Genomic DNA, 16393 nt, shown 5'->3' with positions numbered 1-16393 from the left:
AGGCACGCTGCGGCGGCCGGGCGCGCCGAACAGCCGCCGCACTTCGTTTCGCCTTGCGATTGCCCCCACGGGCCTAGATCGTGGAGAGAACAGGCGCGCAGACATATCCTGACCGCGCACAGGCCTTCGCCGGAGCCCGCGATCCATGGATTTCACCATCTCGCCCCGCGTCGAGAATTATCGCGCGCGGATCGCGGCCTTCGTCGAGGCGCATGTCATTCCGCTCGAATCCGACCCGGCGGCCTATGACGGCCACGGCAACATCGCCCTGCCGGAACTCGCCCGTCTGCGCGGCCTCGCGCGGGAGCAGGGGCTCTGGTGCCTCCAGCTGAAGCCTGAGACCGGCGGGGCCGGGCTCGACAAGGTCGGCATGGCGGTCTGCTACGAGGCGATGAACCGTTCGATCTTCGGGCCGGTCGTGTTCAACTCGGCCGCGCCCGACGACGGCAACATGATGGTGCTGGAGAAGGTCGCCACCCCGGCCCAGAAGGAGCGCTGGCTCGATCCGATCGTGCGCGGCGAGGTCCGCTCGGCCTTCGCCATGACCGAGCCCCATCCCGGCGGCGGCTCCGATCCCGGCATGATCCAGACCCGGGCTGAGCGGCGCGGCGACACCTACGTGGTCACCGGCCGCAAATGGTACATCACCGGCGCCGAGGAGGCCGCGCATTTCATCCTGATGGCCCGCACCTCCGACGACGCGCGCAAAGGCCTGACCGCCTTCCTGTTCCACAAGGATCAGCCCGGCTGGGAGATCCTGCGGCGCATCCCGATCATGGGGCCGGAGGAACATGGCGGGCATTGCGAATTGCTGTTCGACGGTCTCGAGATCCCGGCCGAGAACGTCTTGATGAACGAGGGCGATGGGCTGAAGCTCACGCAGATCCGCCTCGGCCCGGCGCGGCTGACCCACTGCATGCGCTGGCTCGGCCTGTCGAAGCGCTGCGTCGAGATCGCCCGCGCCTACGCCGCCGAGCGCCACGGCTTCGGCATCCGCTTGGCCGACCGCGAGAGCATCCAGCTCATGCTGGGCGATCTCGCCATGCGGATCGAGATCGGCCGCCTGCTGGTGATGAAGGCCGCCTGGGCCCTCGATCAGGGGAGCTTCGCCCGCAAGGAAGTGTCGATGGCCAAGGTCCACGTGGCCAACCTGCTCCACGCCGCCGCCGACGTGGCGATCCAGATCAACGGCGCCCGGGGCTACTCCACCGATACGCCGCTCGAATGGATCTACCGCTACGCCCGTCAGGCGCGGCTGGTGGACGGGGCCGACGAGGTCCACAAGATGGTGCTCAACCGCAACCTGGAGGCCGAGGGCGACGCCTTCTGGTCCTGGCCGGTGGGCGCGTGAATCGGAGCGTATGACGATGACCGATGTCGTGATCACAGGCGCGGTGCGGACCGCGATCGGCACCTTCGGCGGCGCGCTCGCGGGCACGCCGCCCTCCGAGTTGGGGGCGCTGTGCGTGGCGGAGGCGCTGAAGCGGGCCGGCACGGCGCCCGAGCGGGTCGGCCATGTGGTGTTCGGCAACGTGATCCCGACCGAGCCGCGGGACGCCTACATCGCCCGCGTCGCCGCCATCGAGGGCGGGGTGCCGAAAGAAGTGCCGGCGATGACCGTCAACCGGCTCTGCGGCAGCGGATTGCAGGCGATCGTCTCGGCGGCGCAATCAATCCTGCTCGGCGATGCCGAGATCGCGGTGGCGGGCGGCGCCGAGAACATGAGCCGGTCGCCCCACATCGTGAAGGCGGCCCGCACCGGCCAGCGCATGGGCGATATCGCCCTCGTCGACTACATGATCGGCGTGCTGAGCGATCCGTTCGGCAACGGCCATATGGGCGTCACCGCCGAGAACATCGCGGAGCGCTACGGCGTCTCCCGTGACGCGCAGGATGCCTTCGCGGCCGAGAGTCAGGCCCGCGCCGCCCGGGCGATCCGCGAAGGCTATTTCCGTGATCAGATCCTGCCGGTGGCGGTCCAGCGCAAGCGCGAGACGGTGGCGTTCGACACGGACGAGCACCCGAAGGCGACCAGCGTCGAGGATCTGGCCAAGCTGCGCCCGGCCTTCTCCAAGACCGGCAGCGTTACCGCCGGCAACGCCTCCGGCCTGAACGACGGCGCCGCCGCCCTCGTCCTGTCGAGCGCGGCGCAAGCGGAGCGTTCGGGGGCGAAGCCCCTCGCCCGGATCGTCGGCTATGCCCATGCGGGCGTCGACCCGTCCGAGATGGGCATGGGCCCGGTCCCCGCCGTGCGCCGCCTGCTCGAACGGACCGGGCTGCGCGCGGGGGATTTCGACGTGATCGAGTCGAACGAGGCCTTCGCGGCCCAGGCCTGCGCGGTCTCCCGCGAACTCGACCTCGACCCCGCCCGGGTGAACCCGAACGGCGGCGCTATCGCGCTCGGGCATCCGATCGGCGCCTCGGGGGCGATCATCGCGGTGAAGACGCTCTACGAGCTGGCCCGCACCGGCGGACGCTACGGGCTGGCGACCATGTGCATCGGCGGCGGCCAGGGTATCGCGGTGGCCTTCGAGCGGCTGCACTGAGATGGCGGATCTGTTCGACCTCACCGGTCAGCACGTGCTGGTGACCGGTGCCTCCAGCGGGCTCGGCCGGCACTTCGCCGGGACGCTGGCTTGGGCCGGGGCGCGGCTGACCCTGTGCGCGCGCCGGGCCGATGCCCTCGCCGAGACCGTCGACAGCGTTATCGCGGCAGGCGGGCAGGCCCACGCGGTCGTGATGGACGTGACCGAGACGAGCAGCATCGCGCGGGCGCTGGATGAGGCCGAGGCGCGGTTCGGGCCCGTTCAGGTCCTCATCAACAATGCCGGCGTGACCGCCACCAAGCCGGCCCTCGACCTCGACGAGGCGGATTGGGATGCGGTGCTCGACACGAACCTGAAGGGGGTTTGGCTGGTGGCTCAGGCCACCGGAAAGCGGATGGTTCAGCACGGCGCGGGCGGTAGCATCGTCAACATCGCGTCGATCCTGGGCTTGCGCGTCACCGGCGGGCTCGCGCCCTACGCCGCCTCGAAGGCCGGGGTCGTCCAGCTCACCAAGAGCCTCGCCCTCGAATGGGCGCGCCACGGGATCCGCGTCAACGCTCTGGCACCTGGCTACATCAAGACCGAACTCAACGACGCGTTCTTCGAGTCCGAACCCGGGAGGGCCCTGATCAAGCGCGTGCCGCAGCGCCGGCTCGGCGAGGCGGCCGAGCTCGACGGGCCGCTCCTGCTTCTCGCCTCCAGGGCCGGCGCCTACATGACCGGCAGCGTCGTCGCGGTCGACGGCGGCCACCTCGTCTCGGGCCTGTAGCGGATGGACCAGGAACGGCTGCGCGCCTGGATCGCCGCGCATCTCGGCCGACCGGATCTCGCCATCGCGGAGATCCGCCCGCTCGGCGGCGGCTCGATCCAGGAGAACCGCCTCGTCCGCTGCCAGATCGCGGGCGAATCGCGCGACTTCGTGCTGCGCATGGATGCCTCCGCCACGATCGCGTCGAGCCGGTCGCGCGCCGAGGAGTTCCGCATCCTGGAGGCTGTCTGGAAAGCCGGCGTGCGCGTGCCCGAGCCCGTGGGCTTCTGCGACGATCCCGCGGTGATCGGCGCGCCCTTCGCGCTGATGGGGCTCGTCGAGGGCGTCGGGCTGGGGCCGCGCATCGCCAAGGACCTGAGCCTGGGCGGCGACCGTGAGCGTCTGGCGGAAGCCCTGGGCCGCGAACTCGCCAAGATCCACGCGGCCCTCGACCCGGCAACGCCTCCCGCCTCGCTCGCCTTCCTGGGTGCGCCCGAACCGGACCCGGCGCGGGCCGAGATCGCGCGGCTGCGGGCCAGCCTCGACGGGATCGGCGCCAAGCGCCCGGCGATCGAGTGGGGCCTGCGCTGGGGCGAGATCCGCGCGCCCGCATGCCCGGCCCCGAACCTCGTTCACCGGGATTTCCGCACCGGGAACTACATGGTCGACGCGAACGGTCTCACGGCTGTGCTGGACTGGGAATTCGCCGGCTGGGGCGATCCCGCGCAGGATCTCGGGTGGTTCTGCGCCGCCTGCTGGCGTTTCGGGCGGCCCGATCTGGAGGCCGGCGGCATCGGCTCCCGCGCGGCCTTCTATCGGGGCTACGTGGAAGCGGGCGGGCGACCGATCGATCCCGAGAGCGTCGCCTATTGGGAGGTGATGGCGCACCTGCGCTGGGCGGTGATCGCCCTGGAGCAGGGCGCGCGCCACGTCTCCGGCCGTGAATTCTCCCTCGAACTGGCGCTCACCGGTCGGATGGTGCCGGACCTCGAACGGGCGATCCTGCGGGCGACGGCACCCGCTTCGTGGAGCTGACCATGCAGGACGAACCCTCCGGCGCCGCCCTGCTGGACGCCGCCCGCCGGGCGCTGACCGAGGAGGTGGTGCCCGGCCTCACCGGTCGCCCGCGCTACGTCGCGCTGATGGTGGCCAACGCCATCGGCATCGCAGCGCGTGAGATCACCGAGGCGGAGCGTCTGTCGGGGGCCCAAGCGGGCGTCCTGGCCGGCGAGCCGGTCGAGGGCCTGGTCGCCGCGATCCGCGCCGGCGCCCGCGATGCCGATCCGAACCTATACGCGGCCCTGGAGACGGCCGCGGCTGCGGCTGGGCAGGTGTGGAAGCCGGCTTCTCGGGGCGGGTGAGTGTTCAACTCGAGGTAAAGCTCGAGCTGTCCTTCACAGCCCCCGGGCGCGATCCCGCAGCACGAACTTCTGAATCTTCCCCGTCGAGGTCTTCGGCAACGCGCCGAACACCACGGTCTTCGGCACCTTGAAGCGCGCCATCCGCGCGCGGCAGAAGGCGATGATCTCCTGATCAGCCGGCGGCTCCGCGCCGGGCTTCACCTCCAGGAAGGCGCAGGGGCTCTCGCCCCAGGTTGCATCCGGCCGCGCCACCACGGCCGCCAGCATCACCGTCGGGTGGCGCATCAGCACCTCCTCCACCTCCAGGCTGGAGATGTTCTCGCCCCCCGAGATGATGATGTCCTTCGCCCGGTCCTTGATCTCCACGGACCCGTCCGCATGCCAGACCGCGAGGTCGCCGGTCCGGTACCAGCCCCCGGCGAGCGCCCGGGCGGTGGCGTCTGGATTGTCGAGATAGCCCTTCATCACGGTGTTCCCGCGCAGGCAGATCTCCCCGACCGTGAGGCCGTCCCGCGGCACGGTCCGACCGGTCTCTGGATCGACAACCTGCGCGGCTTCCAGCGTTGCGAGCGGCACGCCCTGCCGCGCCATACGGGCGTAGCGGTCGGCCTCGTTGAGGTCGGCCCAGTCCGGCTGCGCCAGGCAGACGGTGGCGGGCCCGTAGCTTTCGGTCGCGCCGTAGAGATGGAGGACCTGAAAGCCCAGCTCCTCCATGGTGCGGATGATCGTGGAAGACGGCGCCGCCCCGCCGACCGCGCAGCGCACCCGCTGCGGGAAGGCCGTACGGTCGGATTCCGGCGCGTGCGCGATCATCGAGAGCACGATCGGCGCGCCGCACAGATGCGTGACGCCGTGCTCCGCGATCAGCCGGAAAATCGCCGCCGGCTCGACCTTGCGCAGGCAGATCTGGGTCGCGCAGGCGGCGACGCTCGCCCAGGGGTAGGACCAGCCGCTGCAATGGAACATCGGCAGCGTCCAGAGATACACGCTCTCGGCGGTCAGCCCGAAGGTGACGGCGTTGCCGAGCGCCTGGAGGTAGGCGCCACGATGGCTGTAGACCGCGCCCTTCGGATCGCCGGTGGTGCCGGAGGTGTAGAGCAGGCAGAGCGACTGCCACTCATCCGCGGGGCCGGTCCAGGCGTAATCCGGATCGCCCGCGGCGAGCAGGGTTTCGTAGGGGACGGCCTCGGCGATCTCCGTGTCGCCGATCGCCACGATCAGCAGAGGCCGCCCCAGCTCCGCCAGCGCCCGCGCGGCGAGGGGCGCCAACTCGGCCTCGACGATCAAGGCCTTGGCGCCGCCATGCGCCAGCGAGAACGCGATCGTCGCGGGGTCGAGGCGCGTGTTCAGCGGATTGAGGACGGCGCCGAGCATCGGCACGGCGAAGTGGGCCTCGATCATCTCGGGGACGTTGGGCGCCAGGATCGCCACGGTATCGAGCCGACCGATCCCCCTGGCCGCGAGGCCGGAGGCGAGGCGGCGGCAGCGCGCGTACAGATCGGTATAGGTGAGGCGCCGGTCGCCATCGATCACCGCGGTCCGGGCGCCGACCGCGGCGGCGGCACGCGCCAGCAGGCTCACCGGTGTCAACGGAACGGAATTGGCGGGCGTCCGGTCGAGATCGCGCTCGAAAGGATGAAGCTCCGTCATGGGTCTGCCTTCTGATCGGGCGGCGGGCGTGGCGTTCGCTCCGCCGGCCGATGATTTCCGGCCCGGCGCCGCTGTCAATCGCCGGACTGTCCTGCAACAGGGCCCGCGTCCCCATCTGTCACGACGCAAGGTTGACGGCGCGACGCCCCTGGCGGATGCCCATTCCCGGGCTTGGCCGATCCGGGCCGGCGGAGGGACGGTGACCGTGAGGAACGACAACCTGCCGATGGTGCCCGCGCAGGCGGGACAGGCCCTGGCCGAGGGCGGGGTGGCGCGGGCGCGCGAGGCCTACGAGCGCTTCGCCGAAGCCGGCGAGATGGCGCTCAACGCCTTCGAGGCATCGATGGCCCAGACCTTCGAGGGCTGGCGTTCCGTGATGGGCTCCAGCCGCGAGACCGCCCACCAGCTCACCGAGAGCAACGTCGCCGGCGTGCGCCGGACGCGCGAGCAGTGGGAGGCCGCCGGCGCGCGGCTCTACAACGCCTTCGAGGACAACGCCGCCCACGCAATGGCGGCGATGCGCGAGATCGGCCACCGCATGCTCGTGGCGTCGGATACGAACATCCGCGCCAACCTGGATTTTGCCGAGCGCGTGGCGAAGGCCGCGGATGCCCGCGAGGTCGCGGCCCTCAACGTCACCTTCCTCCAGGAGCAGGCGCGCCGGCTCACCGACCAGATGGTCGATCTCCACCAGACCACGAGCCGGCTTGCCCGCGAGGCCGCCGCCCGCACCGAAACGCCGTGAGCCTCGCGGTGCCCGTCGAAACGGCCGCGCCCGTGGCCCCGTTGCCGCGGCTCGACGATCTCACCCGGGCGGACGTACCGTTCCGGACCGGCGACTTCCTCGCCTACGCGCCGCACGATTTTCACCGCATCGCCTATGTCGAATGGGGCGATCCGGATTCGCCGCACGTCGTCGTCTGCGTCCACGGGCTGAGCCGCCAGGGGCGGGATTTCGATCCGCTGGGCTATCTCCTGGCCAAGATGGGCTACCGCGTCGTCTGCCCGGATCTGCCGGGCCGCGGCCTGAGCGGCTGGCTCAAGGATCCCGAACTCTACGGCCTGCCGCAATACGCCGCCGACATGGCGGCGCTGATCGCGCATCTGCGGCTTCCCGGGAAGATCGACTGGGTCGGCACCTCGCTCGGCGGCCTGACCGGCATGGTGCTCGCCGCCGCCGCCAACACGCCGATCCGCCGGATGGTCATCAACGATATCGGCCCGTTCCTGCCCTGGGCGCCGATCCGCCATATCGGTTCGCGCCTGCGCGATGCGCCCCGGCTGCACCACAACCTCGCCTCGGGCGAGTCGCGCCTGCGCACGGTGCTCGGCGCCTTCGGCCCGCTGACCGACGAGCAGTGGCGGCACATCGCCAAGCACAGCTTCTTCCCGGAGCCGAATGGCGGCTGGCGGCCCCACTACGATCCCGGCATCGGCGACGCCTTCCGGCCGGGCCGGGTCTACAGCGTCAGCATGTGGCGCGACTGGGACGCGATCCGCTGCCCGGTCCTGCTGCTGCGCGGGGAGCATTCGGAACTGCTCCTCGCCTCTACGGCCGACGAGATGACACGCCGCGGGCCGCCGACCGAGCGCGTCGAGATTCCGGATTGCGGGCACGCCCCCGCACTCCTCGACGAGCAACAACTTTCGATTGTAACTCGCTGGCTCGGCCCTGCGCAGAGCGCATGAGTGCCACGCGTGCACGGCTGCAGGGTGGCGAAGACACCGTGGCGCGAAATGCAGTCGATTTCCTGCACACGCTCGTGATGAACGCTTGGATCCCTCAGCGACGTAAATATTCCATACGCAGGTTCCACGTAGACTCGGAGCCTCGAAATAAGTCGGACGCTCGAGGTCTGCAGGTTGGCGCGTCGGCAGCATCCGGGTCGGATGACCATTTTTGGTATCTTAGATCTGGCGATCGTGACCTTTCGTTGCACACCGGGCTTGGCTGTGGCATCTACTGCGCGCAGACTCGAATCTGTGCTACGCAATGAAGTGGCACTGGGTTGTAGTCGGCGGCTCGGGTTGCGGCCGCGCAGACCCGCCAACAGAGACGACGTTCGGACATCCAACATGGCCAAGCCAAGCCCCAAGCCAAAGCAGACCACGGCGATCGATCATGGTGTTGGCAGCCGCATCGCGTTCCTGCGTGCGGCGAACGGGCTGAGCCAATCGGCCCTGGCCAGCGCCCTCGGGGTGAGCTTCCAGCAGGTCCAGAAGTACGAGACCGGCAAGAACCGCGTCGGCGCGGGCCGACTGCAGGCGATCGCCGAGCGGCTCGGCGTGCCGGTGTCGAGCTTCTTCGAGCCCGAGCCCGAGAGCACCACCGAGAACGGCCCGTCGCTCCTGCGCGTGAGCGGGGCGGTCGAGCTGCTGCGCGCCTATAACCAGATCGCCGACGATCAGATGCGCCGGGACGTGCTGAGCCTCGTGAAGTCGGCGGCGCGCATCGGCCAGAGCCGTGCTGCGGGCGCCCCTGCGGAGCAGGACGCGGTGCGCGACGCGGCGCCGAACGCCTGAGACCAGCGGCCTCTTCCCACGTAGGGTTGAGCCGGCCAGCGTTCGAGACGGGCGTTGGCGAAGGAAGAGCCCTCACGTGCAGCCCACCCACATCATCCGCTTGTTCGCCGACCTGCCGTCGAGCGGGCCGGAGGAACTTGTATCGGTGCTGCTGTCGGCACCGGGCTTGCGGGTGGAGCGGATCGTCTCGACCGGCCAGGCGAGCCCGCCTGGCTTCTATTACGATCAACCGCACGCCGAATGGGTGGCGGTGCTGGCGGGCTCGGCCGACCTGCGCTTCGCCGACGAAGCGCAGCCCCGGCGCCTCGAAGCGGGCGACGCGGTCCTGATCGCGCCCCACCGACGCCATCGCGTCGAGCGGACGGACTCGCCGACCGTCTGGCTGGCGATCCATTTCGGTCCCGACCTCGCGCCGCCCGGCGCAGCGTGAGGCGACCTCAGGCGTCGTAGCGCGCCAGGGTGATCGCCGTCTCGCCGTAAGCCCGGCGCTCGAGTTCGGCGAAGCCCTCCGGCCAGGCCAGATGCACGGTCTCGGCCTCCTCGACCACCACCAAAGCACCGGGCGCGAGCCAGGCACCGGCGGCCGCGCTGGCCAAGGCCCGGGGCGCGAGATCGCGGCCATAGGGCGGATCGCAGAAGATCAGCGAGAACTGTCCCGCCGTCCCGGCGGGGCCGAGCCGGGTCGCATCGCGCCGGAAGAGGCGTGTCACGCCCTCCGCGCCGAGGGCTTCGATATTCGACCGGATCACGGCCCGGGCCTCCGCCCCCTCGTCGACCAGGAGCGCGTAGGCCGCACCCCGCGACAGCGCCTCGAAGCCGAGGGCACCGGTTCCGGCGAACAGGTCGAGCACCCGTGCCCCGGGCAAGGCCTCGTCGTAGGCGTGCGTCAGGACGTTGAACAGCGACTCGCGGAGGCGATCCGAAGTCGGCCGGATGGAGTCGCTGCGCGGGGCTGAAAGCCGGCGGCCGCGCCAGGCGCCGCCGACGATCCTCATCGCGAACCGCGGGGCGGACGCCCGCCACCGGGCTTGCCCCCACCCTGTGCGCCGCCGGGACGCCCGCCAGGACGACCGCCCCCGCCGCCACCGCCGGGGCCGCCCCGGCCAGGCCCCTTGCCGGCGAAGCCGCCGCCCCTGTCGGCAAAGCCGCCGCTTTTGCCGGCGAAGCCGCCGCTTTTGCCGCCGGGCCGCGCGCCGCCCGCCTTCGCCCCGCCGAAAGCCGGCTTGCCGCCACCTGGTCTGCGGTCCTGCGCGCTGAAACCGGCCTTGCCGCGCGGCGCTCCGGCCGGTGCAGCTCCGTCAAACGATCGCTCCCGCCGAGGCCCCGCCTCGAAGGGCGGACGTGCATCCCGTCGCGCATCGCCCCGGCCGCCCTCGGCGCCGCGGGGCGCCGGGCGCCGTGGCCGCTCGCCCGGGCCATCCTGACCGCGCGGTGCCGCAGAGCGGTCGCCGCGCGGGGCGGACGCGCGCGCGTCGCCACCACCGGTACGGCCCGGACGGCCGCCCGCGCCACGCTGTGCGCCCGGCGGGCCGTCATCGGCGTACCGGCGACGGGCCTTCACCGGCTGTTCCGGCTCGGCCGGGGTGGCGGCGAGGCGCTCCACGACGACGCGGCGGTCCCCCGCCCGGATCGAGCCGACGCGCTCGCGTCCGCGCTCGGCTGCGGCGGCCTGTGCGGCGCGCGGATCGGCGCCGCGGCGCGGGACGTGTGTCCCCCGCGGCTTGGTGGCATCGTCGTCCCGCCACGCGGCCTTGCGCGGCCCCGGTCCGGACCCGCCGGTCGGGACGCGCGGGGCGGGCGCGGGGCGGGCGGCGTTGCGCCGGGGCGTGTCGCTGCCAGCCGGGGCCGATCTTGCGCCTCGATCGGCCGGCTTGGACCCGCCGAACGGCGTGATCGCTTCCCGCACCGGGCTGTCGAAATCCACGCCCGCCTGTTCGGCCAGCGACTTGCCCAGCTGATCCTTCAGCACGCGGGTCCGGATCTCCTCGACGAGGCCGACCTCCAGATCGCCGAGCTGGAACGGCCCGAAGGACAACCGGATCAACCGGTTCACCGACAGCCCGAGATGCTCGAGGATGCGCTTGACCTCGCGGTTCTTGCCCTCGCGCAGCCCCAGCGTCAGCCACACGTTGTCGCCCTGGACCCGGTCCAGCGTGGCCTCCACGGGACCGTACTCCATCTCGTCGATGGTGACGCCCTTCGACAGCCGGTCGAGTTGCGCCTGATCGACATCGCCATGGGCCCGGACTCGGTAGCGGCGGAGCCAGCCGGTCTCGGGATGCGCGATGACCTTGGCGAGGCCGCCATCGTTGGTGAGAAGCAGCAGGCCCTCGGTGTTGATATCGAGGCGGCCGACCGCGACCACCCGGGGCAGATCCTCGGGCAGGACATCGAAGACCGTCTGCCGGCCTTCCGGATCGCGGGCGGTCGTCACGACGCCGCGCGGCTTGTGGAAGATCCAAAGGCGGCTGCGCTCGCGCAGCGGCATGGGCTCGCCGTCGATCAGGATCTGGTCGTCGTCGGTGACGTTTCGGGCGGGCGAGGTCAGTGTCTCGCCGTTGACGCTCACCCGGCCGGCCAGGATCATCGTCTCGGCTTCGCGCCGCGAGGCAATCCCGGCCCGCGCCATCGCCTTGGCGATCCGCTCCCCGGGGAGCGTCGTCTCAGGGGTGGCCTCGTGGGATGTATCGTCGGTGCTCGGTTGGGCCGGCTCGGGGCGCGGCTTCGCCCGGGCGGGCTTGGGCGCCGCCTCCGCCGGATCGGCGGGGCGATTGGCGTCGGTTGCCGGGCTCCAGGCTCCCGCTCGCGAAGTGGCGGGCTCCGGGCGGTCGGAGACCTCCGGTGTGTCGTCGTTCGGCGTGTCGCTCATGACCGGCCCTTACCAGAGCCGAAACCGACAGGCGAGACGGCTCTTTCAGACGGTCGCGCCAGGGTGGCGAAACGCGAAGGGGCGTCCCCTACGGAACGCCCCTTACGTGCATCATCAAACAATCTCGCGGAACCGCGCCTCGCGGCGCTCACCATCCGCGTCTCACAGTCTGGGCGAGCGCCCGCGCATCACGCCGAAGACGGCGGAGATCAGGAACAGGGCGATGGCCACGAAGAAGACGATCTTGGCCGCTTCCATGGCGGTGCCGGCAATGCCGCCGAAGCCCAGCAGAGCCGCGACGAGCGCGACGACGAGAAACGTGACAGCCCAACCGATCATGGCATCCTCGCGTTGTTCGAGCCGGTCCATGGTGGGAACCCGCCACCGGCGGGTCCCGTTCCGATCATCCCGCGGTGATCAGAGCTTGTCGGTCGCGGACTTCACGGTGTCCTTCGCGTCGCCGACCGTGCTCTGGGTCTTGCCCTTGAGCTCCTGAGCCGCACCTTCGGCCTTCAGCTTCTCGCTGCCGGTCACGTCGCCGATGCCCTGCTTGGCCTTGCCGAGAGCCTCGTTGGCGGCGCCCTTGATCTTGTCGGTGGTGCTGCTCATGGCGTTATCCTTTTCGTAGGCCTGCGGCGGCGCCGCACGAGACGCTAAGAACGGTCACGGTCCGGCGAATGTTCCGAGTCTTCACATTGCTTTGGATCAAGACGCCGGCTGTATCCGAGCGCTCGTACTGTCCTGGGCGCCCGCGCCATGACGACTGATGCCCTGGATCGCGCCTTCGCGGCGGCACGGCGGGCGGCCGCCGCCGGCGAGGTGCCGGTGGGGGCGGTCGTTGTCCGGGACGGGGTCGTCCTGGCCGTCGCCCACAACCGGCCCCGGGCCCTGCGGGATCCGACCGCCCACGCCGAGATTCTGGCCATTCGGGCCGCCTGCCTGGCGATCGGCGATGAGCGGCTGACCGGCTGCGACCTCTACGTGACCCTCGAACCCTGCCCGATGTGCGCCGGGGCGATCTCGTTCGCGCGGATCCGGCGGCTCTACTACGCGGCATCGGATCCGAAGGGCGGGGGGGTCGAGCACGGGCCGCGGGTCTTCAACCAGTCGACCTGCCACCACGCGCCGGAGGTCTATAGCGGCTTCCGGGAGAGGGAGGCCGGCGCCCTCCTGCGGGACTTCTTCGCGGCGAAGCGGCTATGATCCGGGCCGACACGCTCGAGATAGCGCCAAGCCGGAGGACAGCGCCATGACGCCAGCTTATTCCCGCGCCCTGATCGTCGGGGCCGGCTCCGGTCTCAGCGCCTCCCTGGCCCGGCTACTCGCGGCGGATGGCATGCGGGTCGGCCTCGCTGCCCGCAATGTCGAGAAACTCGCCGATCTGGCCGCCGAGACCGGAGCGACAGTTCACGCCTGCGACGCGAGCCGGCCCGAGCAGGTCGAGGCGCTGTTCGCGCGCCTGGAGCCGGCCCTCGGGGGAGCGCCCGACGTGGTGGTCTACAATGCCAGCGGCCGGTTGCGCGGGCCCGTGTCGGATCTCGATCCGGCCGCGGTCGCGCAGGCCCTGATGGTCAGCGCGTATGGCGGCTTCCTCGTGGCGCAGGCTGCGGCGCGGCACATGCTGCCCCATCGCCACGGGGCGATCCTCCTGACCGGCGCCTCGGCGAGCGTGAAGGGTTTCGCCGGTTCGGCGCCCTTCGCCATGGGCAAGTTCGCCCTGCGTGGCCTCGGCCAGAGCCTCGCCCGCGAGTTGCAGCCGCAGGGCATTCACGTGGCGCACATCGTCATCGACGGGGCCATCCGGAATCCGGCCCGGGGTGGCGAGCCGGCGGATGCGCCCGACTCTCATCTCGATCCCGATGCCATCGCGCGGGCCTATCGCGACCTGCTGCGGCAGGATCGCAGCGCCTGGACGTCGGAGCTCGAATTGCGACCCTGGACCGAGCGGTTCTGAACCGCGCTCAGCGATCGTTTCGACGCGCTCTCGTGCGCCGAACCCGTGTTCCCGTCGGCGCAGAGCGCTCTACGGGTTCACCCGGAGACCGACCAGGAAGGTGTTGTCGTTGAAGCTCGATCCCGCCACCGAGCTGTTGATCTGCTGGTAGATGTAGGTGCCACGCAGGGTGAGCCAGCGGGTCAGGTGGTAGTCGAGCCGCGCGGTCGCCGAGACGCCGTTCTCGCGGATCGTGCTGCCCTGGTAGGTGTTCTTCAGGAACGATCCGCCCAGCACGATCGACAAGTTCCGGAACAGGTCGTGCTGGACTTCGAGCGTCGCGACATCCGTCAGGATGCCGCTCGAACCCGGGATCGTCGTCTCAGTGATGCCGGTCGCGGCGGTGAGGCGGACCGTGGTCAGCGGGCTCATCGACCAGACCAGCGCGGCGTTGACGAGCGGCGCATCGATGGCGCGCAGGGTCGGATCGACGTATTCGCGGTGCTGGATGCCGGCCGAGATCTCGCCGGTCAGCGTGCGGAGCAGGCCGAAGCTCGCGCCGACCAGGAAAGAGATGCCGTCGGAATCGCGCCGAACCCCGTTCAGGTCCCGCCGCAGGTCGTAGACGCGCGTGTCGCCGAGGATATCGATGAACGGGCTGAAGTCCGGATTGACCTCGTAGGCGGTGCGCAGCTGCAGGCTGTATTGGTTGAGGTTGCGGTCGGCCTGATTGATGATCGTCCCGTCCGACAGGCGGGCGTTGTCGAACTCCGAGCGGTCGATCGAGCCGCGGAGGGTGACCGACAGGCGGTTGAACGTTTCGGTGGCGCCGAGCGACGCGCCATAGACGGCGAGCAGCGGCCGCGTGGTCGCCGATGCGGCCTGGAGGTTGCCGGCGGCGATCTGGAGGTTGGGGTTCCCGGTCCGCTGCGTGTCGACCAGGAAGCGCCCCTCCGCGTCGATGTGCAGATCACGATTCGCGTCGAGCCGCCAGCGCACGACGCCGTCCGCCGCAGGCCGGCTCGCGGCCTCGTTCTGCGGCGTTTCGAGATAGGCGCCGCGCAGGGAGCCCTGCAGCGAGCTGGAAGCCCAGTTGCTCTGGAAGTCGACCGCCGCGTCGGTACGCAGCGCCACCGAGCCCCGGGCGAATTGCCGTGACGTCTGGTCGGGGTTCGAATCGTAGCCAAGGCTCTGCGCGAAGCTCGGCAGCACCGTGAACGTGCCGACCTGATAGCCGATCGGCGCGTAGGCGGGATCCGTGGGGATCGGCCGCGCGAGATCCGTCCCGAGGATGAAGCCCGGGGTCAGCAGGCCCAGGGTGGCCGAGTTCGCAATCAGCGGCAGGATCGGCCGGAGCTGGGTCGGTGCCTGCGGGAGCGGCAGCGGCACGCCGACCACCGGTTGCTGGATGATCGGGGTGAGCCTGCTCGCCGGGCTCGGCACCTGCGTGACGTTCTGGGTGATGCCGCGCGTCGCCGCGCCGAGCCGTCGCGGCGGCGCCGCCCGGGACCGCAGCAGGGCCGAGGGTGCGAGGTTGCTCGACCCGAGGGCGCTGCCGCCGGTGCGCTGGCCGCCGCTGTTCAGGCGTGTTCCGAGCTGCGAAGCGCCCGGCTGCGACTGACCCTGCGCCGGAATCGGGGGCGAGAGCGGCGACCGCAGGCTGTCGCCGCCAGTCTGGTCACCGCCGAGGGCATCGCCACCCGGCGAGCCGCGCCCGTCGTCCCGCGCAAGACCGTCCGGCAGGCGCCGCCGCAGCGACGGCAGCCCGTTCGGCGCCGTATCGAGGCCGACCCCCGGATTGTCGGGCTGCCCGGTAACGGGACTGATCGCGTCGAAGCGCTGGGCCGCGGTCGGCGACGCGGCGAGCGCCAGCGACAGCGCGGCGAAGGCGAGCCGCTTCTCGTGCCGTTCCCGCCGATCAGCCCGCGCCGTCCGCACTTGATTTCGATCTCCACAAATATCTCTGCCCTTGCGGACCGAGATTCCCCGACGACACCGCAGCTTGACGGGTCATCAGCATGGTTAATCGAGGCTAGCGCGGCGTGGTTAATGTGCCGTCAACGGGGGGCTGGGTCAGCATTCGATGGGTACCGGCCACTGTTTGGGAGTTAACGACAGTCCGATTGAGATTCGTGGCTCAATCCGCTAGGATCCGATAGAATTCGATCGCGTACAATTGGGTTTGTACGGATTGGATATTTGGCAGGGCGGGGGTCGATCATGCTGGGGAACGTCGAAAGCGAACAGTCGGGGCACATCGAGCTCGCGGTCGATATCGTCGCGGCCTACGTGTCGAACAATTCGGTGCCCTCATCCGAACTTCCCGGCCTCATCGAGGTCATTCATTCAGCTCTGAGCCGTCTTGTAGGGGCGGGCCAGACGATGAGCGGCCCGGCCGAGAAGGTGACACCGGCGCAGATCCGGAAGTCGATCACGAAAGATCATCTCGTCAGCTTAGAGGATGGGAAGCCCTACAAGACGCTGCGGCGGCATCTGACCCTGCGCGGCCTGACGCCCGAAGCCTACCGGGCCAAATGGGGCCTGCCGCGCGACTATCCGATGACGGCGGCGAGTTACTCGGAGCAACGGTCCGAGCTGGCACGCGCGCTCGGTCTGGGACAGCAACGCCGCAAGTACAAAGGGGCGGCGCGGGTATCAGCGGAGACATCCGAAGAGGAAACGCCGTCGGCGGCGCCGGCAAAGGTGCGCGGCCGCAAGAAGTCCCTGGCCGAATAGCGAACGCTCCACCATCCGAAACGCGAC

At 70.5% G+C, this 16393-nt stretch carries 18 protein-coding genes; 12 read left to right on the top strand and 6 right to left on the bottom strand.

Annotated features, from left to right (window positions below; genetic code table 11):
* Window positions 1–145 precede the first annotated feature (145 nt).
* From AAHG09_RS00755 to AAHG09_RS00735, 5 genes are read left to right on the top strand one after another with little or no spacing between them, the layout of a single operon-like run.
* Window positions 146–1351: an acyl-CoA dehydrogenase family protein gene (locus AAHG09_RS00755; RefSeq protein ID WP_342104529.1), complete on the top strand. Its 1206-nt coding sequence runs from the start codon at window positions 146–148 to the stop codon at window positions 1349–1351.
* Between the two features lie 16 nt (window positions 1352–1367).
* A complete protein-coding gene (locus AAHG09_RS00750; RefSeq protein WP_342104527.1) occupies window positions 1368–2546 on the top strand; it encodes an acetyl-CoA C-acyltransferase family protein in 1179 nt (392 codons plus the stop codon).
* Window position 2547: 1 nt separating this feature from the next.
* Window positions 2548–3315, top strand: a complete 768-nt coding sequence (locus AAHG09_RS00745) for an SDR family NAD(P)-dependent oxidoreductase (RefSeq protein WP_342104525.1) — start codon at window positions 2548–2550, stop codon at window positions 3313–3315.
* Between the two features lie 3 nt (window positions 3316–3318).
* Complete coding sequence (locus AAHG09_RS00740) at window positions 3319–4329, top strand: phosphotransferase family protein (protein ID WP_342104522.1); 1011 nt, start codon at window positions 3319–3321, stop codon at window positions 4327–4329.
* A gap of 2 nt (window positions 4330–4331) precedes the next feature.
* Entirely contained in the window at window positions 4332–4655 is a 324-nt protein-coding gene (locus tag AAHG09_RS00735) for a DUF6285 domain-containing protein (protein ID WP_342104519.1), read from the top strand.
* 33 nt (window positions 4656–4688) lie between these two features.
* Here AAHG09_RS00735 and AAHG09_RS00730 read toward each other — a convergent pair whose 3' ends face one another.
* Entirely contained in the window at window positions 4689–6305 is a 1617-nt protein-coding gene (locus AAHG09_RS00730; RefSeq protein ID WP_342104517.1) for an AMP-binding protein, read from the bottom strand.
* A 199-nt stretch (window positions 6306–6504) separates the two neighbouring features.
* Between AAHG09_RS00730 and AAHG09_RS00725 the strand changes: the two genes are divergently transcribed.
* The 4 genes from AAHG09_RS00725 (at window position 6505) to AAHG09_RS00710 (ending at window position 9258) form a co-directional block, all read left to right on the top strand.
* On the top strand, window positions 6505–7050 hold the full coding sequence (locus AAHG09_RS00725) for a phasin family protein (protein ID WP_342104515.1): 546 nt from the start codon (window positions 6505–6507) through the stop codon (window positions 7048–7050).
* 8 nt (window positions 7051–7058) lie between these two features.
* Entirely contained in the window at window positions 7059–7994 is a 936-nt protein-coding gene (locus AAHG09_RS00720) for an alpha/beta fold hydrolase (protein WP_342104512.1), read from the top strand.
* Between the two features lie 387 nt (window positions 7995–8381).
* The gene (locus tag AAHG09_RS00715; RefSeq protein ID WP_342104510.1) at window positions 8382–8828 is read left to right on the top strand and encodes a helix-turn-helix domain-containing protein; all 447 of its coding nucleotides are present in this window, start codon (window positions 8382–8384) and stop codon (window positions 8826–8828) included.
* A gap of 76 nt (window positions 8829–8904) precedes the next feature.
* Window positions 8905–9258 (top strand): cupin domain-containing protein, encoded by a 354-nt coding sequence (locus tag AAHG09_RS00710; protein WP_342104508.1) that lies wholly within the window; start codon window positions 8905–8907, stop codon window positions 9256–9258.
* A gap of 7 nt (window positions 9259–9265) precedes the next feature.
* Here AAHG09_RS00710 and rsmD read toward each other — a convergent pair whose 3' ends face one another.
* From rsmD to AAHG09_RS00690, 4 genes are all read right to left on the bottom strand, one after another.
* Entirely contained in the window at window positions 9266–9823 is a 558-nt protein-coding gene (gene rsmD, locus AAHG09_RS00705; protein WP_342104506.1) for a 16S rRNA (guanine(966)-N(2))-methyltransferase RsmD, read from the bottom strand.
* Window positions 9820–11697: a pseudouridine synthase gene (locus tag AAHG09_RS00700; RefSeq protein WP_342104503.1), complete on the bottom strand. Its 1878-nt coding sequence runs from the start codon at window positions 11695–11697 to the stop codon at window positions 9820–9822. Before AAHG09_RS00700 ends, rsmD begins: the two co-directional genes overlap by 4 nt.
* 162 nt (window positions 11698–11859) lie before the next feature.
* Window positions 11860–12036 (bottom strand): DUF1328 domain-containing protein, encoded by a 177-nt coding sequence (locus AAHG09_RS00695; RefSeq protein WP_012317097.1) that lies wholly within the window; start codon window positions 12034–12036, stop codon window positions 11860–11862.
* A gap of 78 nt (window positions 12037–12114) precedes the next feature.
* Window positions 12115–12306, bottom strand: a complete 192-nt coding sequence (locus AAHG09_RS00690) for a CsbD family protein (protein WP_342104499.1) — start codon at window positions 12304–12306, stop codon at window positions 12115–12117.
* A gap of 147 nt (window positions 12307–12453) precedes the next feature.
* Between AAHG09_RS00690 and AAHG09_RS00685 the strand changes: the two genes are divergently transcribed.
* On the top strand, window positions 12454–12900 hold the full coding sequence (locus AAHG09_RS00685; RefSeq protein ID WP_342104497.1) for a nucleoside deaminase: 447 nt from the start codon (window positions 12454–12456) through the stop codon (window positions 12898–12900).
* A gap of 46 nt (window positions 12901–12946) precedes the next feature.
* Window positions 12947–13651, top strand: coding sequence for an SDR family NAD(P)-dependent oxidoreductase (locus tag AAHG09_RS00680; RefSeq protein WP_342104496.1), 705 nt, complete (start codon window positions 12947–12949; stop codon window positions 13649–13651).
* Between the two features lie 69 nt (window positions 13652–13720).
* Here AAHG09_RS00680 and AAHG09_RS00675 read toward each other — a convergent pair whose 3' ends face one another.
* The gene (locus tag AAHG09_RS00675; RefSeq protein ID WP_342104494.1) at window positions 13721–15568 is read right to left on the bottom strand and encodes an outer membrane beta-barrel protein; all 1848 of its coding nucleotides are present in this window, start codon (window positions 15566–15568) and stop codon (window positions 13721–13723) included.
* A gap of 282 nt (window positions 15569–15850) precedes the next feature.
* Here AAHG09_RS00675 and AAHG09_RS00670 point away from each other — a divergent pair, with 282 nt between their 5' ends.
* A complete protein-coding gene (locus AAHG09_RS00670) occupies window positions 15851–16366 on the top strand; it encodes a Ros/MucR family transcriptional regulator (RefSeq protein WP_342104492.1) in 516 nt (171 codons plus the stop codon).
* Window positions 16367–16393: the final 27 nt, after the last annotated feature.

It is taken from the genome of Methylobacterium guangdongense, from assembly GCF_038442355.1.
Taxonomy (GTDB): Bacteria; Pseudomonadota; Alphaproteobacteria; order Rhizobiales; family Beijerinckiaceae; genus Methylobacterium; species Methylobacterium guangdongense.
Note: the sequence above shows the minus strand (reverse complement) of the source record. Positions and strands in the feature narration are given on the sequence as shown.